Annotated in this window: 22 protein-coding genes; 10 read left to right on the top strand and 12 right to left on the bottom strand. The window is 55.4% G+C overall.

The annotated features are described in order from the left end of the window. Window positions 1–441: 441 nt before the first annotated feature. Window positions 442–873: a carboxymuconolactone decarboxylase family protein gene (locus tag LH86_RS00690; RefSeq protein ID WP_008458225.1), complete on the bottom strand. Its 432-nt coding sequence runs from the start codon at window positions 871–873 to the stop codon at window positions 442–444. 87 nt (window positions 874–960) lie between these two features. Here LH86_RS00690 and LH86_RS00685 point away from each other — a divergent pair, with 87 nt between their 5' ends. Next, window positions 961–2,337 carry a PLP-dependent aminotransferase family protein gene (locus LH86_RS00685; protein WP_052045531.1) on the top strand — a complete coding sequence of 459 codons (1,377 nt, stop codon included), beginning with the start codon at window positions 961–963 and terminating at the stop codon, window positions 2,335–2,337. A 71-nt stretch (window positions 2,338–2,408) separates the two neighbouring features. On the opposite strand, the gene LH86_RS00680 is transcribed toward LH86_RS00685, so the two are convergent. Beyond that, window positions 2,409–2,738: a DUF883 family protein gene (locus tag LH86_RS00680; RefSeq protein WP_039297516.1), complete on the bottom strand. Its 330-nt coding sequence runs from the start codon at window positions 2,736–2,738 to the stop codon at window positions 2,409–2,411. A 160-nt stretch (window positions 2,739–2,898) separates the two neighbouring features. Between LH86_RS00680 and LH86_RS00675 the strand changes: the two genes are divergently transcribed. Next, on the top strand, window positions 2,899–3,243 hold the full coding sequence (locus LH86_RS00675) for a DUF2002 family protein (protein ID WP_039297513.1): 345 nt from the start codon (window positions 2,899–2,901) through the stop codon (window positions 3,241–3,243). 43 nt (window positions 3,244–3,286) lie between these two features. On the opposite strand, the gene LH86_RS00670 is transcribed toward LH86_RS00675, so the two are convergent. Then, entirely contained in the window at window positions 3,287–3,742 is a 456-nt protein-coding gene (locus LH86_RS00670) for an L-alanine exporter AlaE (protein ID WP_039297511.1), read from the bottom strand. A gap of 351 nt (window positions 3,743–4,093) precedes the next feature. Here LH86_RS00670 and LH86_RS00665 point away from each other — a divergent pair, with 351 nt between their 5' ends. Beyond that, on the top strand, window positions 4,094–4,381 hold the full coding sequence (locus LH86_RS00665; protein WP_008458220.1) for a DUF2623 family protein: 288 nt from the start codon (window positions 4,094–4,096) through the stop codon (window positions 4,379–4,381). Window positions 4,382–4,493: 112 nt separating this feature from the next. On the opposite strand, the gene LH86_RS00660 is transcribed toward LH86_RS00665, so the two are convergent. The 3 genes from LH86_RS00660 to LH86_RS00650 form a co-directional block, all read right to left on the bottom strand. Continuing rightward, on the bottom strand, window positions 4,494–4,673 hold the full coding sequence (locus LH86_RS00660; RefSeq protein ID WP_039287014.1) for a hypothetical protein: 180 nt from the start codon (window positions 4,671–4,673) through the stop codon (window positions 4,494–4,496). A gap of 90 nt (window positions 4,674–4,763) precedes the next feature. Continuing rightward, window positions 4,764–5,288: a rhodanese family protein gene (locus LH86_RS00655; RefSeq protein ID WP_039297508.1), complete on the bottom strand. Its 525-nt coding sequence runs from the start codon at window positions 5,286–5,288 to the stop codon at window positions 4,764–4,766. A gap of 8 nt (window positions 5,289–5,296) precedes the next feature. Next, entirely contained in the window at window positions 5,297–5,599 is a 303-nt protein-coding gene (locus LH86_RS00650; RefSeq protein ID WP_039297505.1) for an ArsR/SmtB family transcription factor, read from the bottom strand. A gap of 66 nt (window positions 5,600–5,665) precedes the next feature. Between LH86_RS00650 and LH86_RS00645 the strand changes: the two genes are divergently transcribed. From LH86_RS00645 to LH86_RS00615, 5 genes are all read left to right on the top strand, one after another. Then, window positions 5,666–6,277, top strand: coding sequence for a histidine phosphatase family protein (locus LH86_RS00645; protein WP_039297503.1), 612 nt, complete (start codon window positions 5,666–5,668; stop codon window positions 6,275–6,277). A 590-nt stretch (window positions 6,278–6,867) separates the two neighbouring features. Next, window positions 6,868–10,968 (top strand): autotransporter outer membrane beta-barrel domain-containing protein, encoded by a 4,101-nt coding sequence (locus LH86_RS22895; protein ID WP_156106998.1) that lies wholly within the window; start codon window positions 6,868–6,870, stop codon window positions 10,966–10,968. A 406-nt stretch (window positions 10,969–11,374) separates the two neighbouring features. Further along, window positions 11,375–11,782 (top strand): cupin domain-containing protein, encoded by a 408-nt coding sequence (locus LH86_RS00625; RefSeq protein WP_231562715.1) that lies wholly within the window; start codon window positions 11,375–11,377, stop codon window positions 11,780–11,782. A 43-nt stretch (window positions 11,783–11,825) separates the two neighbouring features. Beyond that, window positions 11,826–12,890 carry an aldo/keto reductase gene (locus LH86_RS00620; RefSeq protein ID WP_039297497.1) on the top strand — a complete coding sequence of 355 codons (1,065 nt, stop codon included), beginning with the start codon at window positions 11,826–11,828 and terminating at the stop codon, window positions 12,888–12,890. Window positions 12,891–12,962: 72 nt separating this feature from the next. Continuing rightward, a complete protein-coding gene (locus tag LH86_RS00615) occupies window positions 12,963–14,129 on the top strand; it encodes an MFS transporter (RefSeq protein ID WP_197061697.1) in 1,167 nt (388 codons plus the stop codon). A 14-nt stretch (window positions 14,130–14,143) separates the two neighbouring features. Here the strand turns inward: LH86_RS00615 and LH86_RS00610 are convergent, their stop codons facing one another. Continuing rightward, complete coding sequence (locus LH86_RS00610) at window positions 14,144–15,055, bottom strand: LysR family transcriptional regulator (protein ID WP_197061696.1); 912 nt, start codon at window positions 15,053–15,055, stop codon at window positions 14,144–14,146. 239 nt (window positions 15,056–15,294) lie between these two features. Between LH86_RS00610 and mgrA the strand changes: the two genes are divergently transcribed. Then, window positions 15,295–16,329, top strand: coding sequence for an L-glyceraldehyde 3-phosphate reductase (gene mgrA / locus LH86_RS00605; RefSeq protein ID WP_039297489.1), 1,035 nt, complete (start codon window positions 15,295–15,297; stop codon window positions 16,327–16,329). Between the two features lie 48 nt (window positions 16,330–16,377). On the opposite strand, the gene LH86_RS00600 is transcribed toward mgrA, so the two are convergent. Next, window positions 16,378–17,343: an AraC family transcriptional regulator gene (locus LH86_RS00600; protein WP_039297486.1), complete on the bottom strand. Its 966-nt coding sequence runs from the start codon at window positions 17,341–17,343 to the stop codon at window positions 16,378–16,380. 81 nt (window positions 17,344–17,424) lie between these two features. On the opposite strand from LH86_RS00600, the gene LH86_RS00595 reads away from it, so the two are divergent. Continuing rightward, window positions 17,425–18,456, top strand: coding sequence for an SDR family oxidoreductase (locus LH86_RS00595; RefSeq protein WP_039297482.1), 1,032 nt, complete (start codon window positions 17,425–17,427; stop codon window positions 18,454–18,456). Between the two features lie 3 nt (window positions 18,457–18,459). On the opposite strand, the gene LH86_RS00590 is transcribed toward LH86_RS00595, so the two are convergent. Genes LH86_RS00590 through LH86_RS00575 form a run of 4 tightly spaced genes read right to left on the bottom strand, consistent with a single transcriptional unit; the run spans window position 18,460 to window position 22,243 of the window. Then, window positions 18,460–19,833 (bottom strand): MFS transporter, encoded by a 1,374-nt coding sequence (locus LH86_RS00590; protein WP_231562714.1) that lies wholly within the window; start codon window positions 19,831–19,833, stop codon window positions 18,460–18,462. Window positions 19,834–19,883: 50 nt separating this feature from the next. Beyond that, a complete protein-coding gene (locus LH86_RS00585) occupies window positions 19,884–20,732 on the bottom strand; it encodes a helix-turn-helix transcriptional regulator (protein ID WP_039297480.1) in 849 nt (282 codons plus the stop codon). A 9-nt stretch (window positions 20,733–20,741) separates the two neighbouring features. Next, entirely contained in the window at window positions 20,742–21,692 is a 951-nt protein-coding gene (locus tag LH86_RS00580) for a 2-dehydropantoate 2-reductase (RefSeq protein WP_039297478.1), read from the bottom strand. Window positions 21,693–21,730: 38 nt separating this feature from the next. Beyond that, a complete protein-coding gene (locus LH86_RS00575; protein WP_039297475.1) occupies window positions 21,731–22,243 on the bottom strand; it encodes a winged helix-turn-helix transcriptional regulator in 513 nt (170 codons plus the stop codon). Window positions 22,244–22,339 lie beyond the last annotated feature (96 nt).

Below are 22,339 nucleotides of genomic sequence, written 5' to 3'. Positions count from 1 at the left end.
AACGCCGCATAAAGTGGACTGCGGGTGGTGTGTTCTTACTGAAAGAAATACTAGATGTTGATTTTAAAATTTGCAACCACGCAAGATATGGTGTTTTTGTGATTTTTTGTAGGGGGTTGAAAAGTGTAGGGGAAGGGGAGACTTCTTCGGCACTAGGTACCTTTATCTGTGAAAGATCGGTTGAGATTCCGTTCACTAGTTAGTCAGGATCACATGGTGGACATGTCAAAGAGATTACGCCATGCCGCTGATAGCCCCCTCACCCCGGCCCTCTCCCCAAGGGGGCGAGGGAGAAAACAAAAGCTGCGTGAAACATTGTTTATTCCCTCTCCCTTTCAGGGAGAGGGTTAGGGTGAGGGTAAAAAACCAGAAGCGACGCTGCGATTTAAGCCTGAGCAGGCCATATAGAACGTGTTTGTGTCTCAAAGACACAAAAATCTCTTACTGCCGCATCCCAATCGCGACGCGGTTAAACGCATTCATCATGCTGGCCGCCAGCGTCAAATCAACAATCTCCTCGGCGCTGAAAAACTGCAGCAGCGGCTGGTACACATCATCTTCGGCATTGCTGTCGGCAATCAGGGTGAGCGCTTCTGCCCACGCCAGCGCCGCACGCTCTTTCTCCGTGAACTGGTGGCTGACTTTCCAGCCCGCCAGTGAATCCAGCTTCACCTGATCAACGCCGGATTTACGCAGCGCTTTGGCATGCATTTCGAGACAATAAGCGCAGCCGTTAATCTGCGACACACGCAGGAAAACAAGCTCGATCAGCTCGTTGCTCAATGGGCCATTTTCCAGCCCCTGCAGCGCCTGCCGCATCGGTTTGATCACGTTGGGGGAAAGCTCATAGTAAGGCTGACGTAATTCGATCATGGTGTGGCTCCTCATATTGGTGTGAGGGCAATTTATCACTATGATGGACTATCAAAGAGAGCCATAAATTAACTAAGAAACCAGACCATGAAACCAAAATTCGCGCCGCTGACCGTGGCCTCTCATCCCGCTCAGCCCCGCTACCAGCAAATCGCCCGTCAGCTAAAGCAGGCGATAAACAGCGGTGAACTGGCGGCGGGGAGCCGCCTGCCGTCCAGCCGGACGCTGGCGCTGGAGCTGGGGGTTGCCAGAGCCACGGTTGAGAACGCTTATGGCGACCTGGTGGCTCAGGGCTGGCTGGAGCGACGTGGGCAGGCGGGCACTTTTGTGAGCCCGTCTGTGAAGCACGATCCCGGTGGTCAAAACGTTTCAGCTGCTCACCCACAGGGTGCGCCCAGACCTTTTCAGATGGGCCTTCCCGCGCTGGATCTCTTCCCTCGCGCGATTTGGGCCCGGCTGATGGGGCGGCGTTTGCGCCAGCAAACTCGTTTTGACCTGATGCTGCCGGAACCCAGCGGGGAGGCCTCATTGAAGCAGGCGATTGTGGATTATCTGCGCTTCTCCCGCAGCATTGACTGCCAGCCGGAACAGATCTTTATTACTTCCGGCTTCCAGGCTGGTATTGCCCTGATACTCTCTACGCTTGCGCGGCCCGGAGATGGCATCTGGCTGGAAGATCCCGGCTACCTCTTTGTTCGGCCTGATTTTGCAAAAGCCGGGATGGCGATCCGGGCGATCCCCGTGGACGATGAGGGCATGCAGGTTGATTACGGCGTGAGTCGTTTTCCCGATGCCCGCTTTGCACTTTTGACGCCTGCGCATCAAAGTCCGTCAGGCGTGGCGCTCTCTCTTTCACGGCGGCATGGGCTGCTGGAATGGGCCAGTCGGGAACAAAGCTGGATCATTGAAGATGATTACGACAGCGAGTTTCGCTACCAGGGCAAGCCTTTGCCGCCGCTAAAAAGTCTGGACAGCCCGCAGCGGGTTATCTACGCGGGGACTTTCAGTAAGTCGATGTTTCCGGCCCTGCGTGTTGCATGGCTGGTGGTGCCTTCCCACGCGGTAGAAGATTTTCAGCGTCAGGCTCGCAGGCAACCCTGCACCGCGCCAATTCTCATTCAGCAGGCTATCGCCGACTTTCTGCGGGAAGGGCATTTCTGGCGGCACTTAAAAAAAATGCGTCAGCGCTATGCCGAACGTCGGCTGTGGCTTGAGCGGGCGCTGAGCGAGCAGGGCTTCGTTGTTGTGCCTCAGGCAGGCGGCATTCAGATGGTAATTGGCGTCGAAGGGAATGACAAAATCGTGGCGGATAAAGCCAGAGCCGCAGGGCTTGCGGTTCAGGCGCTTAGCCGATGGCGAATTGAACATCCTGGGCCTGGCGGTTTACTGCTGAGTTTTACCAATATCAGCTCGTATGAAATGGCCCAGCGCTATGCGCTTCAACTTCGGCTGGCCATAAAGTAAAAACCCCGGCGAAAGGGGCCGGGGTTACAACGCGCATTTAGTCTCATTTATCGACTGTTAAACGCCTGGGGTTAGCGGCGTGACACCAGCAATGCCCCAAGGACAATACCTACCGCCGCGCCAATCCCCACGCTCTGCCAGGGTTTGTCGCGGACATAGGAATCTGCGCAGCCAACGGCATCGCATGCGGCTTGCTTCACACGCCCCTGATTGCCGTTAATCCGTGCGCGGGTCTCTTTCAGAAGTGCTTCAGCTTTTTTGCGAGCGGCGTCAACTTCGTCTTTTGCATCGCTCCCGAAGGACTTCAGTACATCTTCCAGCGTATCCGCCAGCTGGCTGACATCGTTATTTATTTCGTCTACCTGATCGTCAACGTTATTTTTGTTTGCTCGGCTAGCCATTATTGTCTCCCTTTCTAAGATGTAACGCTAAGTGTAGACCATGGATTTTAGTTATGGGACGGCGCAAAGCCTTTGCTGGCCTTTCTGGACAATTCCGAAAGCGTTGTCAATGCTGCTTATTGTATGGTTGCGATGCAGTAAATGATGACGAGGAAAATCTATGTATTTACGACCGGATGAGGTGGCCCGAGTGCTTGAGAAATCGGGTTTTACCATGGATGTGGTAACGGCAAAAACCTACGGCTACCGTCGTGGTGATAATTACGTGTATGTTAACCGCGAAGCGCGCATGGGGCGCACCGCCCTGATAATTCACCCTACTCTGAGAGAGCGCAGCCAGTCGCTGGCAGAACCGGCTTCAGAGATGAAAACCTGCGATCACTACCAGCAGTTCCCGCTCTATCTTGCCGGCGAAACGCACGAGCACTACGGTATTCCACACGGTTTCAGTTCCCGTATTGCGCTGGAAAGATATCTGACAGGGTTATTTGGCGAGTCTGAATAAGTGAACGACTGGCTTCTGGCCAGTCGGCCTTGCATGTCGGGACTCAGGCGCCCGCTTTCACGCCCATCTGGCCGCTGACGCGAAACAGGCGGCGGCAGAAATCCAGGAAGTAGCCGTAAGCGGCACCCATCATCATCGACACCAGCAGGTTCGAGGTCACGGCAGCTACAATCTGGTGCCAGTCAGCGCCCACGCTCCATAAAATCAGCACGTAAACCGGGGACTGGAAAGTCACATAAGCCAGCACGTCAGCCAGGTTTTTTGCCCAGCTCGCCGGGGTCAGGCGGCGCGCGGTACGCATAAAGGCATCGCGGTAGAAGCCATAGGGCCAGGCGATAATAATATTGACCGGCACGGCGACCAGGCGGGAAGAGAGCGATTGCTCGAAGGTCATGCCTGAGAGGAAGATCTCAATCATCATGTTCACTACCGAGCAATACACTACCATTGCAAAAATATCTGCGGCGGCATGGCGTAAGCGTGACTCAGGGGAAAACATAATGTTGACTCCGGTTTAAAAGTAGTCTTTTGAGCTGTATTTTTGGCTTTTATGCAGCGTTATAAAACACATAATTTCTTGTGAGTAGAGTATGTCACTGCAATGCTTTCATCAATTAGCTATAAATTTTTATTTATAGGTTTTTTGTCGATAAAGTGCGTTGAAACACACTTTGCCGCTGGCATTTCCTGATTTTGTGGTTCTGATTTTAATTTCTTATTGATTATCAACAAGATGGTTTGGCTGCGCCTTAAAGCACGGAATCCCACAAAAACCCTGGGTTTTAGGGATACCCATCCCGCTTAGAATCGTTATATAATTGTTTATATAGCGAGTGATGAGGAGCCGCTGATGGATAACCATTTTGGTAAGGGTCTGATGGCCGGAATGAAAGCCCGACAGGCCGACAGTGCGGTTAACGTGGAGCGTTTTTGTGCGGATTACAAACGCGGCTTTGTGCTGGGCTTTACTCATCATATGGCCGAGCAGACCGGCGATCGCCAGCGTGCAGCCTGGGAAGCCGGGGTGCTAACCCGTCGCTATCAGCTGGATAAAGAGTCGGTGGCTGACTTTCTGAAAGAGGTCAACGCGGACGTTGTGGTTCGATGTTTCTTTGCGGGTTATGAGAAGGGCTATTGATTGCTGGCCTGGATTGCCGCCGTGCCCGGTTGTTTATGAATGGCGACGACAAGGATAGGGGCACTTTTATTGAGAAAAACGGCGTGATTAACCTCACGCCGTTTTTTGTTGCTTAGCAAACGCCGAAATCGCCTTCTTCCTGGTACAGCGAAACCGAATCTGCCTTCAGCGTCAGTTGTTCCGCACCTAAGGTCGCGGCCGGGACGCAAATCAAATCCTCTCCCTGAACCTCAACCACCTGTAGCTTAGGGCCACCCTGTTTGGGCTGAACCACATCACCTGGTTTAAACATAGAAAAACCTCTGAATGCTAAGGGAATTTAATGCGGTTTTGCCGCCTGATAACCATAGATCAGAAATCGAGGCGGATAAAGCAAGATACGTTAGCGCCGGTTCCACGGCAGCCAGGCCAGCAGACGTGCCATACCGCAAAAGCCGCTGATACCTGCGAACAATAAACCCGCGCCAACAAAGCCGGAAAGCAGGAAAAATCCGCTATTCACGCTGTACCCGAGCACGACCCCAAGCAGGATTAACGTCCCCGCGACAATTTGTACCTGCCGCATGATTGGCAGAGGCTGGCTTTTATCTGCCAGAACCTCCTGTCCGCCTTTTTTCCACGCTTCGAGGCCACCGGCCAGCAGCATGACCTGGGCCGGTTCGGCAAGCGCCGCCAGCTTTTGGGCATGCTGAGAAGAACGCATTCCAGACTGGCAGTGGAAAATCACCACATCGTGGGGATCGAGTGGCCCCAGCCTGGCGCCGTTTTCAATGGCGGAAAGCGGCATCAGATGCGCTTCGGCAATGTTTTCGCGGGCATGTTCATCCGGCTCGCGGATGTCGATCAGCGCGGCACCGCCGGCAATGAGCTTTTTCGCTTCTTCTGGCAAGATGGCTGAAATTGTCATGGTATTCCTCAGGGGCAGTAAATGGTTTTCAGCGTGGCGATCACTTCGCGTACCGCGCTATTTTTGATGAAATAGAGCACGCGCTGAGCATCACGCTGGTGCTCTATGAGCCCTTCATCTTTCATTTTCGCCAGGTGTTGGGAGGTCGCTGATGGGCTTAATCCTGCGGCGGCAGCAAGTTCTCCGGCCCCGGTACCAGGGGAGTCGAGCAGCAGGCAGAGGATCAGCAAACGCCGGGGATTACTCATGGCTTTTAGCAGTTTGGCGGCTTCGTCCGCACTGGACTGGAGCTGGGAAAGTTCAGGCGTCATGATTTTTACTTTAGATAGTTCTAAATTTAGTAAATGCTAAATTAAATTTTCAACAAAGGAAAGAGCATGCGGGCAATTCTGGTACGGCATGGCGAAAGTGAGGGGAATCAACAAGGGATTATTCAGGGAAGGCTGGAAAGCCAGCTCACGGCGAGGGGGCTCCGGCAAAGCTTTGCGCTGGCTGCCGAGTTGGCCGATTTATCCGTCGCCCATATTTACTCGTCACCGGCGCTGCGTGCGCAGGGCACGGCTAATGTGCTGGCCAGTGAATTGCACAGTCAGATAACCGTGGATGAACGTCTACAAGAACGCGATTTTGGGCTGCTTCAGGGGAAAAATGTGTTGGAGGCGCGAAAACAGCATCCTGAATTATTTGCTGCCCTGCTATCGGGGGATCCGCAGCGGGTTAGCGCTCAGGGAGAGAGTCTGAATAATGTTAATAACCGCCTGTTTTCCTGCCTGAAAACACTCAACGAACGCCACCAGAATGATACCGTTATTATTGTCAGCCATGGCCATGCATTAGAAATAGCCATCTGGCAATTGAAAGGAGCTTTAATTACCGACGATCTCAGACAATATGGACATCAAAACTGCAGTTATAGCATCATGAATATTTCGGCGGAATGTATAAATTTGGTTAAATGGGGTGTTGCGACGCATTTACGTAATATCTGATCGGCATTATTGGGCAGTTTAAGCTTGTTGATGGTTTATTTGTTGCACTGAAAACAGGTTTTTCATGGGTGTTTTTTGATGACTAAATTAATTTTTTACTTTCAAAAATAAAATAGAGGCTAATCTTTTAATAGGATTAATCTGTAAATTGCTGTTTTTGGATATTCCATTCCTATCTGTTCCCTTCAATTTTAAAATCATAAAAATCAATTTGTTGCATCGTTATTTTTGTGTTGAATTATAGGTTGTCACACTCTTTTAAATTCCTCTTATTATTCATTCCATGCGCCAAGTCAAATTGTAATACAATTTAGTTTTACTTAAGGCTATTTTCATAGTGTTAAAATTAGTCACCGAAATGAATTTTCTCTCTGAAAGAGATAGCCGTGAAAGGTTAATTTTGTCGCCATCTGGGTGTTTTTGTAATTACATAATTTTAACACGATGATGATTTTTAAATGAACTCAGCTTTCATTTGAAAGTTATTTCGCTCGTCTTTTAAAACCCAAAGGCAATTTTAAATAAATTGTTGCACGCCTGTTTCTGATATTTCGAATCAACACGACTCCGCAGAGTTAAAGAGGACGGAAATGCCCCATATATTACAGAACCCTGGTAAGCGACGTTTGATTGCCACCGCTATCGGTGCTGCGTTATTAAGCTCCGCTCCGCAATATGTGCTCGCTGCTGACGGCCAGACAGGCGCGCCTTCTACCGTGTCTGACAGTGCGCAGGGCGGCGGCGGCGGTACTATGGACACCACCACCGGCATCGGCGGCAACGGAGGTGACGGCGGCTCGGGTGAGCGTGGTCAAGGGAGCAGTCAGGGGGAAAATGGCGGCGCAGGAAGCGTGGATGGCGTGGATAATTCACTCCCTCCTGGCACCGCTACCGGAGGCACAGGCCAGCAGCCAGACGGGGCTGCCACCAACGGCAGCGGTTCTGCCGGCGGCGGCGGTGGAGGCGGCTCAGCCGGGTCGGTGCTGAACAGCAGCAGCGGTAGCAACAGCGGCGATATCAAAGGCGGAAACGGTGGCCGGGGAGGCAACGGCGGCAGCAATACCACGGACGTGGCTGATGCGGGCAACGGGGGCAACGGCGGCGACGGCGGCGACGGTGGGGCTGGCGCGCTGATCACCGGCACGGGCAGCTATACCAACAGTGGTTCCATTACCGGCGGCGACGGTGGTACCGGCGGCAACACCGGGAGTGCGACGGCAAACGATCAAACGACGGCGGGAGAAACGCTCCACGGCGGCAGCGGTGGAGCAGGCGGCGCAGGCGGTGACGGTGTGATGTTGACCCAGGGTGGGAACGTCACTAACACCGGGGAAATTACCGGTGGGCACGGTGCCACAGGCGGCCTGGCGGCTAACGCTGACACCAAAAACAACGCCGATGTGACCGGCGTGGGTGGCAGCGGCGGTGAGGCGGCCGAAGGCGGGAGCGGTGCCTGGCTGAGTGGCACCAGTACGATAACCAACAGCGGCCGTATTGTGGGCGGCGACGGCGGTGACGGCGGTAACGGCGGGGCGGTTGAGTCTGGGCAGGGCTCTGGTGTTGTAGGGTATGGTTCCGCAGGCGGCAACGGCGGCAGCGGGATCACCGTAGAGGGCAGTGGCAAGGTCATTAATAACAGCGGCGGCCATATTATCGGCGGCAACGCCGGGACGGGCGGCGGCGGTAACTCCAACAGTACCGGGGATAACCTCAGCGGTGGCGACGGTGGCGACGGCGGGAAAGGCGGTACCGGGATCGAGCTTAAAGGCGGCGGCAGCGTCAGTAACTTCGGCGAAGTCACCGGCGGGCTCGGTAATCGCGGCGGCGGTAGCGGTAACTTAAGCACCTCGCAGGGTGGTGACTCCGGTGCAGGGGGCATTGGGATTGAAATCAACGGCGGCGGGGATGTTGTCAACGAAGCCAGTGGCGTCGTCACCGGTGGGAAAGGCGGCGATGATTCTGCGGGCGGCGGTGGCGTAGGCGGTGCCGGCGGCGATGCGGTCTCCATTGTCGGGGCCGGGAACGTGACTAACCATGGCTCGTTTGTAGGCGGCAATGGTGGTGCGGGGGCAAACGGCAACAGCCCGACATCCGATGGCGGTACTGGCGCAAAAGGCGGGAACGGTTTGTCCATTGAAGGGAACGGCACACTGACCAACGACGCTGGCGCCAGCATTACCGGCGGGCTCGGGGGTACCGGTGGCGGCAGCGGTGGTGATACAAGCCACGGCGGCAGCGGCGGTGAAGGCGGGAGCGGCGTGCTAATTGGCGCGGGCGGCCAGGTGGTGAATAACGGCGATATTCTTGGCGGCACGGGTAACCGGGGCGGCGGCGGCGGTGGCGATGCCGGTGGCGCAGGTGGCGCGGGGATCCGCATTACCTCTGGCGGCGGCAGCGTTGAGAATACAGGTACTATTTCCGGCGGTAACGGCGGGGAATCCGGTACGGCAGGCGGAACAATCGGTGTCGGAGATATCGGCGTTGGCGGGGTAGGGATCAGCGGCAGCGATATGACCATCGTCAACAGCGGGACAATCAGCGGTGGGATGGATTTTGCCGGGCAAAACCGCTCGCAGGCCATTTTGTTTACCGGCGGGACAAACTCGCTGGAGCTACGCGATGGCTACAACGTGCTGGGTATCGTGCAGGCTACAGGCGGTGACGACACGCTTATTCTGGGCGGTGACGCCAATAGCCAGTTCGATGCCGCCAGTATTGGCGCGAGTGCTCAGTATGAAGGATTCGAACACTTCCATAAAACGGGGGCAAGTACCTGGGTGCTGAACAACACCACGGATGCGGCAACGCCCTGGACTTTGTATGACGGCATCCTGCAGGTGGCTGAGAACGGTGCGCTGGGATCAGATACCAGCCTGCTGACTTTTGACGGCGGTACTCTGCAATTAAGCAACAGCTTTGATTTAGATCGCCCCATCACGCTGGAAAGCGCGGGTGGGACGCTGGATACCCAGGGGTTCAATACGACCATCAGCCAGGGTGTGACCGGCAGCGGCGATCTGACCAAGATCGGCAGCGGGGCGCTGACCATGACCGGAGGCAGCACCTACACCGGCGCGACCACGCTGGCGGAAGGCAGCCTGGACGTGACGGGATCTCTGGTCAGTGATGTCACGGCTAAGAGCGCGACCCTGCTTTCCGGTACAGGCAGTATCGGTGCGGCCACGCTGGAAACCGGCAGTACCTTAACCGTCGGCAGCCCGCTGCAGGGTAACGACGACGCCGCCAGTTTCACCGTAAATGGCGACCTGAATAACAGCGGGATCGTGAATCTGTCTCGCCGTGCCGATATCGTCGGTAACACACTGAGTGTTGGCGGCGACTATGCAGGCGGCACCGGTAGCCAACTGAACGTGAATACCGTGTTGGGGGATGATGCCTCTGTCACTGACAAACTGGTGATTCAGGGGACGACGTCTGGTTCAACCGTGCTGGCGGTCAACAACGTTGGCGGCCAGGGAGCTGAAACTCAGCAGGGTATAGAAGTGGTGACCGTGGGCGGTACCTCTGCGGCGGGGGCATTTACCCAGTCCGGGCGTATCGTTGCCGGAGCATGGGACTACAGCCTGGTGCAGAAAGGGCAGAACTGGTATTTGACCTCTATGAGTAATCTACCTCCGGAACCGCCTGTTGATCCTGTGATACCGCCAGTTGACCCTGTGGTGCCCACTACACCACCAACCCAGCCCGATCCGGTACCTGTTTACCGGCCTGAGGCGGGCAGCTATCTGGTGAACCTGACGGCGGCGAATACGCTGTTCAACCTGACGCTAGACGATCGCGAAGGTGCTACCGAGTACCGTGCCCCGCTGGACGAACGCGGCATCGCCCGCAGCACTTTCTGGCTACGTCAGGAAGGGGGGCAGAACCGCTTCCACACCGGAGAAGGTCAGATAAGCTCCAGCGCCAATCGCTATGTTGCGCAGATGGGGAATGAATTCCTGCACGGCACCAGCAATCAGACCGACCGCTGGGGCGCTGGCCTGATGGCCGGGTACGGCAACGTGCAGGGCAACTCACGTTCAAACTTGACCGGCTATCGCTCTGAATCAGAGCTGGACGGCTATAGCGTCGGGGCCTACGGGACGTGGTATCAAAATGCTGTCTCCCGCGAAGGCATCTATGTTGACGGCTGGGTGATGTACAACTGGTTTAACAACCGCGTCAGCGGTGACGATTTGCCGAACGAGGATTACAAGAGTCGCGGCTTTACCGCATCTCTGGAAAGCGGCTACAACATGCTGCTTAGCGAAAGCGAGCGTCAGGCCGTCTACCTTGAACCTCAGGCGCAGCTGACCTGGATGGGCGTTCACAGCGCTGAACACACGGAAGCTAACGGCACTCGCGTGCAGGACAGCGGCCAGGGTAACCTGCAGTCTCGCCTTGGCGTGCGGTTATACCTGCGCGGCCACCGCACAGAGGACGACGGCAAAGGGCGTGAATTCAAGCCTTATGTAGAAGCTGACTGGCTGCATAACACCAAAAACTTTGGCGTGAGAATGGGGGATAAGCTGCTCAATGAAGAGGGGGCCCGCAACATCGGCCAGCTTAAACTTGGCGTGCAGGGGCAGATTTCGCATGACCTCAACATGTGGGGCGGCGTCGCGCAGCAAATTGGCGATAAAGGCTATCACGACACTTCCGCGATGATTGGCGTGAAATACGGGTTCTGATAAACCAATAAGGCGGCCGTAATAATTCGGCCGCTTTTTCATAAAAAGACTTTTTTCCCTTCTGTTTTATTTTTCTTTTTATTATTCAATCAGTATCTCTCTCATAGATAAGTTCTATCTAAATAATCTACTTAAAAAATAAATCCTTCTGGCTATGCTACACAGGCACCGACAGCGCTGGTGCATTTCTTTTTTTCTCATCACGACGCGGAAATATATTGTTATGGCCACATTTGACAGAAGAGATTTTATTAAATCGGTCCTGGCGGCCGGGGCTGGAATAGCGCTCACCTCAACCCGCGGTTGGGCCAGTTCGGGAATAACACCTGAAGTCACAATAATTACGGCCAACGGCTGGGTGCCTAATAATGCAAAGCTGCCGGTTCTGCATTACAGAAATGTGGTGATGCAGGGCGATATAGCCTCGCAAATGGAGGCCATCTTCGCGGCGAATCAGTGGTTTCCACAATGGCGTAACGGCGTTTATGACTACCACCATTACCACTCCACGGCGCATGAAGTTCTCGGGTTTGCCAGCGGCACGGCGCGCCTGATGCTGGGGGGGCCTGAGGGGCATGAAGTCACGGTCAATGCCGGTGATGTGGTGCTTTTGCCTGCCGGTACCGGGCATTGCCGCCTGGCGGCTAGCGACGATTTTCTGGTTGTTGGGGCTTACCCGGCAGGACAGAGTTTTGATATTTGCCGGGAAGCGCCTACCGCCGAAATGAAGACGCGTATGGCCTCCCTGCCGTTTCCAAAAAACGATCCGGTGAATGGGCTGGTGCCAGATATTACGGCTTACTGGAAGGCGTAATATTTCTATTTTTCAGTGAATTAAATATTTTACGGGAGTCTCTATGCAGTATGTCAATCTGGGTCAGTCAGGCCTGCAGGTCTCGCAGTACGTGCTCGGCACTTTAACTTTTGGCGGTGATTTTGGTTTTGATCGGGCCGGGAGCGTTGATGTGAAGCAGGCTGCCTCGATGATCGCGCTGTCACGCGACGCGGGGATTAATGCGATTGATACCGCCAATCTTTACTCTTTTGGCCAGGCGGAAAGCATCCTGGGCGAGGCTTTACTGGGGCAGCGTGATGACTGGTTACTGTTCAGCAAAGCACGGTTTCGTATGCATGAAGGGCCGAACGGCAGTGGTGCCTCTCGTCAGCATCTCATTCCTCAGGTTAATGATTCCCTCCGCCGCCTGAAAACGGACTGGCTGGATTTCTTTTGGATTCATGGCTGGGACGGCGTGACGCCGGTGGAAGAGACGCTGGAGGTGATGGATTCGCTGGTCCTGGCCGGTAAAATTCGCTACTGGGGCGTGTCTAACTACAGCGGCTGGCAGCTGGCAAAAACCAAATATCTGGCGGAAAAATTGGGCTATACCGCGCCGGTTGCCCAGCAGATTTATTACACTGCGGAAGGGCGTGATGCCGAATATGAACTGCTGCCCGGAGGTAAAGAAATGGGCATTGGGTCGATGATCTGGAGCCCGCTGGGTGAAGGCTTGTTGACCGGGCTTATTGACCGGGAGACGCCGCCGCAGGATGGAACGCGCCAGGGATCGACCTGGACCGAGCCGCACATCAGCGATCGCGAACGGCTTTACCAGGTGATCGACGTGCTGAAAGAGGTTGCGGCGGAATGTGGTAAAACCGTGCCACAGGTCGCATTGGCGTGGGTCAGGCAGCGCCCGAATGTAGATACTCTGGTTTTAGGGGCGCGTAACGAAGCGCAGCTCAGGGAAAATATTGCCTCTATCCACCTGACGCTGACGGATGCACAGATGTTGAAAATCGAAGCGGCGGGGCGCCCGGCGGCCATTTATCCATTCTGGCATCGTGCCCAGCTGGCATTAGATCTGCCGTCACCGGCGGAAAAAATGTATCTGGAAGGATGGCGCGAAATTCAGGGATTGTAGGTTGCAGGTAGCACTTTGTTGTTCATGAGAGGCCATTGGCCTCTCTTTTCTGCTCTGGGATTTAAATCAAAAATGATGCAGTCATATAAGAAATCAATGTTAACGCTGTTTGCGCTCTATTTTATTAACGGCGTTATTTTCTCGACCTGGGGCGTCTTTATCCCCTGGCTAAAACAGGCCCATCAGGTGAGTAACAGCGTATTGTCTATCGCGCTGTTTTCGATGTCGTTAGGCGCGATTCTGGCGATGAAACGGCTGGGGTTGTGGGTCTCATCGCTGGGAACCAAAAAGGCCATTGTGACGTTCAGCGTACTCTATCCCTTAAGCTTATGGCTGGTTTTTCTGAGTCCTTCTTTCGCTGTCTCTTGCCTGCTGCTGATGGTTTTTGGCCTGTCTCTGGCGGCACTTGACGTGGCAACCAATGTGGAAGCCACGTCCGTTGAACGAGCCAGTGGACATAAATTTATGTCCAGGCTGCACGGTATGTTTAGCCTTGGAGGGATAATCGGATCGTTGGCAGGATTACTGTCGCATCACCTCACATTCTCTTCGCTTTACTATCTGTCCGTAATGCTGATTGTGGCCACGATAATCTCTTTACTGCTTGCCAGAGCACTGCCAGAAACGGTGCCCCCTAAGGAAGAAGATAAAGCAGAGGAAAAGATTACCCACGGCAAGCTGTCGCTTTGGATATTAGGGCTGTTGGCCTTCCTGGCTTTGTTATGTGAGGGGGCCATTTACGACTGGAGTACGCTCTACATGCAGGAGTTTCTGCATCCGGAACAGAGCCGGGCTTATCTAGGCTACGCCTTTTTCTCCGTGGGAATGACGGCGGGGCGTTTTAGCGGTGATATTTTACGTCGTGCCGTGCATGAGAAAATCCTGCTGTCGCTGATGGCCTCGCTTGGATTTATCGGGATGAGTACCGTGCTGCTCTCTTCGTCATCGGGCAATGCACTGACGGGTTTTTTGCTGCTGGGGCTGGGGGTTTCCACGCTCGTGCCGCTGATGTTTATTATCGTCGCCTCGCTGGGGGAGGGTGATGCCAGTCAGGAGATTGCACTTGTCACCCGCATGGCCTATACCGGCATGCTGCTGGGGCCGGTGATTATTGGGGCGTTGAGCGGGTGGTTTGGACTACAGCTCTCTTTGTGGCTGGTGGCTCTGCTGTTGGCCGGGATTGCGCTGACCGCCAGAACGTTACGAATTTCTGTCCCGCCAGCGGCTGCGGGTTCCTGATTGGGCCGGGATATTTAGGCTTCCCCGCCCGCTGGATCCAGAATATCCAAAAACTCTTGTACCGGGCGGTCGTGAACCTTCAGACTGCCCGGAGTATCACTTAACCAGACCACGGCCAGCTCCCAGCATAAATCTGCATTACTGATTTTTAGTCGTGCCAGCTTGTCTCCCCGGGCCAGCACCACCTCTTCCGGCAGCAGTGCAACCCCCATTTTTCGCTCTACAAGGCTCAGTAACGTATCAAGATCGCTGACTTCAAAGGTGATTTTTCGACTTAACCCCTGTAGCGCAAAACAGCCGTCGTTGACCTTTCGTGTCCCCTGGCCTGACTCAAAATCAATAAATGACAAGCCGGCCAGCGCTTCCATCGCGATGGTTTCCCCCTCTACGGACAGGCCGGGAAAATCGTGGGCGAAGGCCAGCACCATTTCATCGCAGGCAATGATGCGGGAGGCCAGCCGGTCGGAGACTTCTTCCACCGGCATAATGGCGAGATCGATTTGCTGGTTTTGGATTTTTTCATTCAGCCTTTCAGAGGAGCCCTGGCAGAGTTTGACCTCGAAATCGGGAAACTTACGGATAAATGTTTCCAGAAGTTCTGGTAAATCAATAAACGGCGGCACGCTTTGTACGGTGCCAATGGAGAGCGTTCCGGTTTTCAATGACACAATCGCGTCCACTTCCTGTACCGCTTTATCCACGTAATGGCCGATGGTGTGGGCATAGTGCAAAAACACTTTTCCGGCCATCGTCAGGCGGACTTTACGTGTGGAGCGTATAAACAGCGGTGTCCCCAGCTCTTCTTCCAGTTGCTTGATGGAGGTGGACAACGCCGACTGCACAATATGCATGCTGAGTGCGGCGCGGGTAAAATTTTCGTGTTCCGAAACGGCAATAAAATGCCGAATTTGGCGCAGCTCCATCATTTATCTCCAGTAAAGATTAATTCAATCTCAATAATGAATTTTACAGATTAACGATACGCTGAGAAAATAGATTTCGCAATGGATATTTATCGCGCCCAACATAGCTATTCATTGGTTAATTTCCTTTTTATTACGTCGGTGATTTATCGTCGGTTATAAACCTCTGCTTTATAAGTTTTGCTTTATTAATCTAATGCGAACTTGTCGTTGATATTTTTCTTCACCATGAGGAATGCGTTATGAATTACAGTGCTGCACCATCTCGTTACAGCAATAATATGCAATACCGTAAAACGGGAAAAAGTGGCCTGGCGTTACCGCTTATTTCGTTAGGGCTGTGGCAAAACTTCGGCGGGGTGGATGTTTTTGAAACCGGCAGAGCCATTCTGCGTCACGCTTTTGATAACGGTATTACCCACTTCGATCTTGCCAACAATTATGGCCCGCCGGCGGGATCGGCGGAAGAGAACTTCGGGCGCTGGATGGCGAAAGACTTTGCCCCTTACCGTGACGAACTGATTATTTCCACCAAAGCCGGATGGGATATGTGGCCAGGTCCTTACGGTGGTCCAACGGGCACCAAAAAACACCTGGTTGCCAGCTGCGAGCAAAGCCTGAAGCGCATGGGATTGGATTATGTTGATATCTTCTATAGCCATCGCGTGGATGCCGATACGCCGCTTGAGGAAACAATGGGGGCGCTGGTACAGCTGCATCGCCAGGGCAAAGCGCTTTACGTGGGCATATCTTCTTACTCCCCTGAGCTGACTCGTCAGGCGGCGCAAATTCTGGCTGAAGAGAAAGTCCCGCTGTTCATTCACCAGCCGAATTACTCAATGCTGAACCGGACTATTGAGAACGGGTTGCTGGATACGCTGGCAGAGATCGGCAGTGGCTGTATTGCTTTCTCCCCGCTGGCTCAGGGAATGCTGACGTCGAAATACCTGAACGGTGTGCCACAGGGGGCGCGTGCTGCCGGAGAAGGCTCTCGGGTGGCTGGTATGTTAAATACGGAGAACCTCAATAAGATCCGCGCGCTGAATGCCGTGGCGGAAAGTCGTGGGCAAACGCTGGCGCAAATGGCGATTGCCTGGGTTCTGCGTGATGCTCGAGTCACCTCTGCGTTGATTGGTGCACGTACCGTAGAGCAGCTTGCGGACTCGCTAAAAGCGCTGGATAACCTGGCGTTTAGTGCTCAGGAGCTGGCCGAGATTGACAGGCATGCCACCGAAGGCGGCGTGGACTTATGGCGTGTCTCTTCGCAAATTAAATAAGGTCATTTCACTGATTCAACGCCGCCACTGTGCGGCGTTTTTTTATTCTCAACTTACCGTGTTGCGAGCGGCGTTACGCCATGCTTTCGGCGACAGCCCGGTTTCACGCTTAAAGGCGTTGCTAAAGGCGCTTTCCGAGGTGTAGCCCAGGGACTGGGCCACCATGGCAATTTGGTCTGCCTGCTCGCGCAGCGCTTTCTCCGCCAGCCGCATTCGCCACTGGGTAAGATAAGCCACGGGCGTAATACCCGATACGTTACGGAAATACTCCGCAAATGTGGTGCGCGACATGGCACAGGCTTTGGCGAGATCTTCCAGGCGCCAGTTACGAGCCGGGTTGGCGTGGATAAGCTGCAGCGCCGGGGCAAGGCGGGTATCTCCCAGCGCGCGCAGTATACCTGCCGGAAGCGAACTGCTGGTTTGCAAATGGGCACGCAGGATCTGAATAAACAGCAGCTGCGAAAGTTGCGCGGAGGCGAGCTGGGTGCCGGGCTGGGCTGTTTCTCTTTCGGCAATCAGCTGATCGAGCAGCCAGCGGAAGGACGCCGCCTGTGGGGATGCGGCCGGGATGTGAATCCACTGCGGCAGCACCTGAGCAAGCATTTGCCCGCGGTTGGGATCCAGCAGGACGTGCCCGCCCATATACTCAAACTCTTTCCCTTCCCCCAGTGCGGCGTAGTTTCGCTCTCCGGCCTTAAAGACGCTCATGGCATCGACCGGTTTTATCTCCGGTGAACTGGCGACAATAAATGCCCGCCTGGCATTCAGCAGGCCGACGTCGCCGGTGCAAAAATGAATCGGTTCGGGATGACCTTCGAGCATCACCCAGCAACTGCCTTTGACGATGGCGAAGAACTTGATTTTGTCCGGCGGGGGGAAGTGAAGTGCCCAGTCGCCGCCCGCGGTAAAGCCGCCGGTGACCAGCGACTCGGCGTCGGCAAACTTGAGGATTTCAGAAAACGGGTCGGTATGCATTGCCGTACTATTGCGCAAGTAGAACGGACTATCAAGCATTCAAAATCCGACTGGCCGGTTTTATTCTGCGCAGCAAGTGAACGTATACCGCCTGCTTGCCAGGCCACAGAGGACAAAAGCATGACACAAGATAGCGTATTGGTTACCGGCGGGACCGGATTTATTGCCCAGCATTGCATCATTACGCTGCTGGCAAAAGGCTATGACGTTCGTACCACCGTGCGTTCCGCTGACCGCAAAGCGGAAGTGCTCAAAAACCTGAAAGAGGGTGGCTGCGAGCCGGGCGATCGTCTCTCCTTTTTCGTTGCAGATTTAATGGCGGATGAAGGCTGGGCTGACGCGATGGCCGGGTGCCGCTATGTGATGCATGGCGCATCGCCGACGCCTTCCGGCCACCACGCCACCGACGAAGACTGGATCAAACCTGCGGTAGACGGCAACCTGCGAGTGCTCCGCGCTGCGAGCTTTGCCGGGGTTAAGCGTGTCGTCCTCACCTCTGCCTTTGGGGCCGTTGGCGTCGGGCACCCGGCAAGCCACCGCCGCCCGTTTGATGAAACGGACTGGAGCGACGTGTCTGGTAACGTGTGGCCTTATCAGAAATCGAAAACGCTGGCGGAAAAAGCTGCCTGGGACTTTGTGGAGAAAGAAGGCCGTGGCCTGGAGCTGTCGGCTGTGAACCCGGTGGCGGTGATGGGGCCGGTATTGGGGCCTGATTTTTCCCATTCCACGCGGCTGGTGAAAAACATGCTGGACGGGCAAAAAGGCAACCCGAACATCAACTCTTGCTTTGTGGATGTGCGCGACGTGGCCGACTTGCACTGGCTGGCGATGACGCACCCGGCAGCCAACGGCGAGCGCTTACTTGCCAGTTCCGGCCACAGCCTGCTGATGGTAGAGGTGGCGAAAATCCTGCGTAAACACCTCGGCGAAGCCGCCAGCAAAGTTTCTACTCTTGCATTGCCCGACTGGATGGTGCGCCTGGCGGCGCACAAAAATCCGGGTATGAAAGGATCGCTGACTCTGCTGGGCGTGGACATGAACGTGACCAATGCGAAAGCGGTGAACCTGCTCGGCTGGGCACCGCGTTCCCCGGAAGAGGCGATTGTCGCCACCGCCGAAAGCTTTATCCGCCTGGGCTTACTGGAAAAATAAGCGCTACCGCTTTGCGCTCAGCAGCAGCGCTGATAGCGAAGCGATAAGCCCGAAGAGCGACATTAGCAGCCACGCAGTGTGGTACTGCTCGCTGGCAACGGCGCTGCCGGACACGGCCACAAACACCGCCACGCCTATGGCGGCGCCAATTTGCCTCGATGTGTTGATGATCCCGGTGCCGGTGGCATATTGATGCGCCGGTAGCGCCGCCGTGCCGCCTGCAATAAACCCTGTCTGGCCGATACCCGCTCCGGCTCCTGTCAGCATCAGCGCAGGCAGGTAGGCCAGCAGATAGTCCGGTTCGGCGTTCAGAGTGCTGTGCCACCAGAGGCCGGCTATCACATACAAAATACCGGCGGCGATGGTGAGTTTTTTAGGGGAAAACCCTGTTCTGCCGGCGATCAACGAAGCGACCACGGCAGTGCCGGGGCCGAGACCAAAAGCGGCACCCGCCTCAACGGTTGGCCAGTGCCAGACCTGGGTCAAAAACAGGCTGCCGCCCAGCAGCATGATGGCAAATCCCATGTAGAAAAAGGCCATGCCCAGCGTCGCCAGGGTAAAGGCAGGCACGCGGAATACCCGCAGGTCGAGCGCCGGGGAGGGCTGAGTCAGGCAGCGACGAACGAACAGCGTCAGGAAGACGAATGCCCCGCCCAACACCGTCCAGAGCCTGGCGCTGGCGAAGCCCCAGTCGCTGGCCCAGGAGATCCCGGCCACCAGCAGCGCAAGCCCAACAACCAGCATTAGCGAGCCGAGAATATCCGGGAGGCGGCTTTTAACGACCGCCGTTTCTGTCAGATGCTTGCTCAGCCACAGCGCCGGGATCGCCACCGGCAGGTTGATCAGGAAGATCAATCGCCAGTCGATATTTACCAGCGCCCCGCCGAGCATTGGGCCCAGTGCGGCGGCAACGGAGCCGGTCGCGGCCCAAATCCCTACCATTTGCTTATGGCGCTCTTTTGGATACGCTGCCAGCAATAGCCCCAGGCTGGTGGGGATCATCAACGCTGCGCCAACGCCTTTCAGGCCCCGCGCGCAAATCAGCGAGATAACATCCGGGGCAAAAGCACAGGCTACGCTCGCCACCGAAAACACCGCCAGGCCTGCCTTGAAGATACGTTTGCGGCCGTATATATCTGCCATTCGGCCTGCAGGCACCAGAAACGCAGCAAAGGCAATGGAATAGGCGCTGATCACCCAGGACAGCGCCTGGTTAGTGGCGCCGGCAAAGCTATCGCGAATAGCCGGGAAAGCAAGGTTAACGACAAACAGGTCGAGCGACGACAGCACGCTTCCCGCGCCAATCACAATCATGACCCAGGCGGATACGCGTGCGCTGGTCTGGCTGACGGACGGTGAATCCGTGGAATGAGACATACTCTGCTCCAAAGGAAAGAAAGACCTTAAAGCGCAGGAGTATGAAAAAGTCAGCGGCGGCCGTATTGGATATCTGAAAAATGAGCGCTAACAAATTGTGCCGGAGTGATGCCGAAGCAGCCTTTAAAACGGCGAATCAAATGGCTCTGATCGAAGAGGCCTACGGCGCTGGCGACGTCCACCGCGGGCAGGCCCGCGCGGAGCATTTGCCTGGCGGCATCCATGCGGACTCTGTTGAGGTAGGCGTGCAGCGACAAGCCATATGCGGCACGGAATAGCTGGTTCAGGCGAACACGGCTCAGCCCGGAGGCCTGCGCCATATCTTCCGTGGTCAGCGTGGAAGCAAAGCTGGCGTGAATCAGGTCACGCACTCTGGCGATTCGCGGCTCGTGGCATTCTTCCTGCGGGGTAAATCGGCGCGTGGAATAGCGGCTCAGCAGCGGTTTTAACGCGTCAATCAGCGTCACCTCCAGCGCTAAGCTGTCCTGCTGTTGAAAAAGGGTGCGGTGAAGGGTTTGCAGCCCGACCACGATATCCGGGTCGCTTAACACCGGGCGGGTAAAACAAAGGCTGCGGTCGGGATTCAGTTCCAGCTCGTGAGCAATGCCGTCCACAACCCAGGGCTGCACGTAGAGCATGCTATAGGTGTACCCCTGCTCGGAGTAAACGCTGCCGTCGTGGGCATCCCCCGGATTCACAATCATCGCGCTGCCTGCAGGTGCGATGATTGATCCGCTGCCGAGCCCCACTTTCGAGGCCCCGACGTCCATAGTGCCGATCACAAAGTAATCGTGGGAATGGCGCTCATAGCGGTGCTTATTAAAATGGGCGTGCAGGCCCTGGAGCCCCTGCGACGGCGCCGCGACAAATTGCGTCCACTCGTTAGCGAGAAGCTCCATACAACCTCGTTATTTGAACGGCTGCTGAACTGCCGCACCCGGCGTACGCTGGTGGGCATAAACCTGGAGATGGCAGTACGCCGCCCGATAAAGCGGAACGTTCAGACCGTGCCGGGTGGCTCGGGTAATCATATCGCCGACGATAGCATCACCTTCAAGGCGTGACGCGTTGCTGGCAATGTCGCGCATCATCGAGGCGGCCCAGGCGGATTGTGGATCCAGCAGGCGTTTTTCGATGCTGGTGATTTCCTCCTGCGGCAGCGCATAGCCTTCCGCTGCGGCGACGCTAAGGCTCTCCGAAATCGCCTGTTTCATCAGCGCTTCGCCGTCCTGTGTCGCCAGGATATCCCCCACCGTGCCGCGCATCAGGCAGTTCATCAACGCGCCGGAAGCCAGCATCACCCACTTATTCCACAGCGCCTGCATGATGTTATCTGACAGGACGCGCACGCCAGCGGAAGAGGCTAACAGCGCGTAAGCCGCTTTTGCTACATCAAGCGTGGCTGGCGATCTCGCGCCGACAACAACCTGATCCGCCGCCCCCATTTGTTTGATCTCACCGTTAGCGTTAAGCGTGGTGGCAATATAAGCCGCGCCGCCGAGCACCCGGTCACGGCCAAAACGGGCGTCGAGTTCGTCGTAAACCGAGAGGCCATTGAGGAAAGGCAAAATGGCGGTAGAAGGGCTCACAGCAGGCGTAATATCCTCGATAGCCGACTGCAGATCGTATGTTTTGCAACTGAGCAAAATCAGATCGTAGTCTGGCCGGAGACTGTCCCGGGCGACCGCATTAACCGGGGCGTTAAAATCGCCCAGGCTGCTTTCCAGCCGCAGCCCCTGTTTAGCCAACAGCTCAGCCCGTTTTGGCCGAACGAGAAAAGTCACGTCAGCGCCAGCTTGAATCAGCCTTGCGCCGTAATAACCGCCGATAGCACCTGCCCCAACCACCAGTATTTTCATCACTTTTCTCTCTGCGCTTTACAAGGATCGTCCCCGACTTAGCTTTCGCTGGGTTCAGGGTTTCTGATTCGGCCCGCCGAACGCCAGCGGGTGAGGTCGTCGGCACCAGGCCCCAACTCCACCATCACGTCCTGCGGTGAAACTTGCTGCCCGGTTTCGACATCCACAAGGGCAACTTTCACTTTATGTCCGCTGCTGCCATCCACCATTAAAAGCGACGGCCCCACAAGGTCAGGGATATTCCACTTACTGCCTATCTGCATCATGCTCAGCAGCACCAGCCCAATATCCCGCCCTTTTTCGGTGAGCAAATATTCGTAGCGATCCGGCCTCGTCTGGTAGCGCTGACGGGTAATCAGCCCTTGTTCTTCAAGCGCTTTTAGCCTGTCAGATAGCGTGGCATTGGTGATGCCGCTTGAGCGGCGAAAATCGTCATAACGGCGGAGGCCTAAAAACAGGTCCCGCATAATCAGCATTCCCCAGCGGTCGCCTAAGGCTCCCATCACGCAGGCGACGGAGCAGGTCATACCTTCAAAACCTTTCGAGCGCATAGCGTTCCTTATTTTTCATCAACGTGGGCCCGGTAACAGTGTATAGCCGGATTTAAGCCACCGGCTAATCGTTAAGCTGCTGTTGATCTTTTTATT

This window comes from Cedecea neteri (genome assembly GCF_000758325.1).
GTDB classification, from domain to species: domain Bacteria; phylum Pseudomonadota; class Gammaproteobacteria; order Enterobacterales; family Enterobacteriaceae; genus Cedecea; species Cedecea neteri_B.
The sequence above is the reverse complement of the archived record's forward strand: the minus strand, read 5'-3'. Positions and strand labels throughout refer to the sequence as shown.

Bases quoted from the DNA above. Each gene is read 5' to 3' on its own strand.
- LH86_RS00590 (WP_231562714.1), bottom strand. From the start codon at position 19,833: ATGTCTCATTCCACGGATTCACCGTCCGTCAGCCAGACCAGCGCACGC.
- LH86_RS00665 (WP_008458220.1), top strand. From the start codon at position 4,094: ATGGATAACCATTTTGGTAAGGGTCTGATGGCCGGAATGAAAGCCCGA.
- LH86_RS00680 (WP_039297516.1), bottom strand. From the start codon at position 2,738: ATGGCTAGCCGAGCAAACAAAAATAACGTTGACGATCAGGTAGACGAA.
- LH86_RS00655 (WP_039297508.1), bottom strand. From the start codon at position 5,288: ATGACAATTTCAGCCATCTTGCCAGAAGAAGCGAAAAAGCTCATTGCC.
- LH86_RS00660 (WP_039287014.1), bottom strand. From the start codon at position 4,673: ATGTTTAAACCAGGTGATGTGGTTCAGCCCAAACAGGGTGGCCCTAAG.
- LH86_RS00685 (WP_052045531.1), top strand. From the start codon at position 961: ATGAAACCAAAATTCGCGCCGCTGACCGTGGCCTCTCATCCCGCTCAG.
- LH86_RS00615 (WP_197061697.1), top strand. From the start codon at position 12,963: ATGATGCAGTCATATAAGAAATCAATGTTAACGCTGTTTGCGCTCTAT.
- LH86_RS00650 (WP_039297505.1), bottom strand. From the start codon at position 5,599: ATGACGCCTGAACTTTCCCAGCTCCAGTCCAGTGCGGACGAAGCCGCC.
- LH86_RS00675 (WP_039297513.1), top strand. From the start codon at position 2,899: ATGTATTTACGACCGGATGAGGTGGCCCGAGTGCTTGAGAAATCGGGT.
- LH86_RS00595 (WP_039297482.1), top strand. From the start codon at position 17,425: ATGACACAAGATAGCGTATTGGTTACCGGCGGGACCGGATTTATTGCC.
- LH86_RS00670 (WP_039297511.1), bottom strand. From the start codon at position 3,742: ATGTTTTCCCCTGAGTCACGCTTACGCCATGCCGCCGCAGATATTTTT.
- mgrA (WP_039297489.1), top strand. From the start codon at position 15,295: ATGAATTACAGTGCTGCACCATCTCGTTACAGCAATAATATGCAATAC.
- LH86_RS00625 (WP_231562715.1), top strand. From the start codon at position 11,375: ATGCAGGGCGATATAGCCTCGCAAATGGAGGCCATCTTCGCGGCGAAT.
- LH86_RS00575 (WP_039297475.1), bottom strand. From the start codon at position 22,243: ATGCGCTCGAAAGGTTTTGAAGGTATGACCTGCTCCGTCGCCTGCGTG.
- LH86_RS00620 (WP_039297497.1), top strand. From the start codon at position 11,826: ATGCAGTATGTCAATCTGGGTCAGTCAGGCCTGCAGGTCTCGCAGTAC.
- LH86_RS00600 (WP_039297486.1), bottom strand. From the start codon at position 17,343: ATGCTTGATAGTCCGTTCTACTTGCGCAATAGTACGGCAATGCATACC.
- LH86_RS00690 (WP_008458225.1), bottom strand. From the start codon at position 873: ATGATCGAATTACGTCAGCCTTACTATGAGCTTTCCCCCAACGTGATC.
- LH86_RS00585 (WP_039297480.1), bottom strand. From the start codon at position 20,732: ATGGAGCTTCTCGCTAACGAGTGGACGCAATTTGTCGCGGCGCCGTCG.
- LH86_RS00580 (WP_039297478.1), bottom strand. From the start codon at position 21,692: ATGAAAATACTGGTGGTTGGGGCAGGTGCTATCGGCGGTTATTACGGC.
- LH86_RS22895 (WP_156106998.1), top strand. From the start codon at position 6,868: ATGCCCCATATATTACAGAACCCTGGTAAGCGACGTTTGATTGCCACC.
- LH86_RS00610 (WP_197061696.1), bottom strand. From the start codon at position 15,055: ATGATGGAGCTGCGCCAAATTCGGCATTTTATTGCCGTTTCGGAACAC.
- LH86_RS00645 (WP_039297503.1), top strand. From the start codon at position 5,666: ATGCGGGCAATTCTGGTACGGCATGGCGAAAGTGAGGGGAATCAACAA.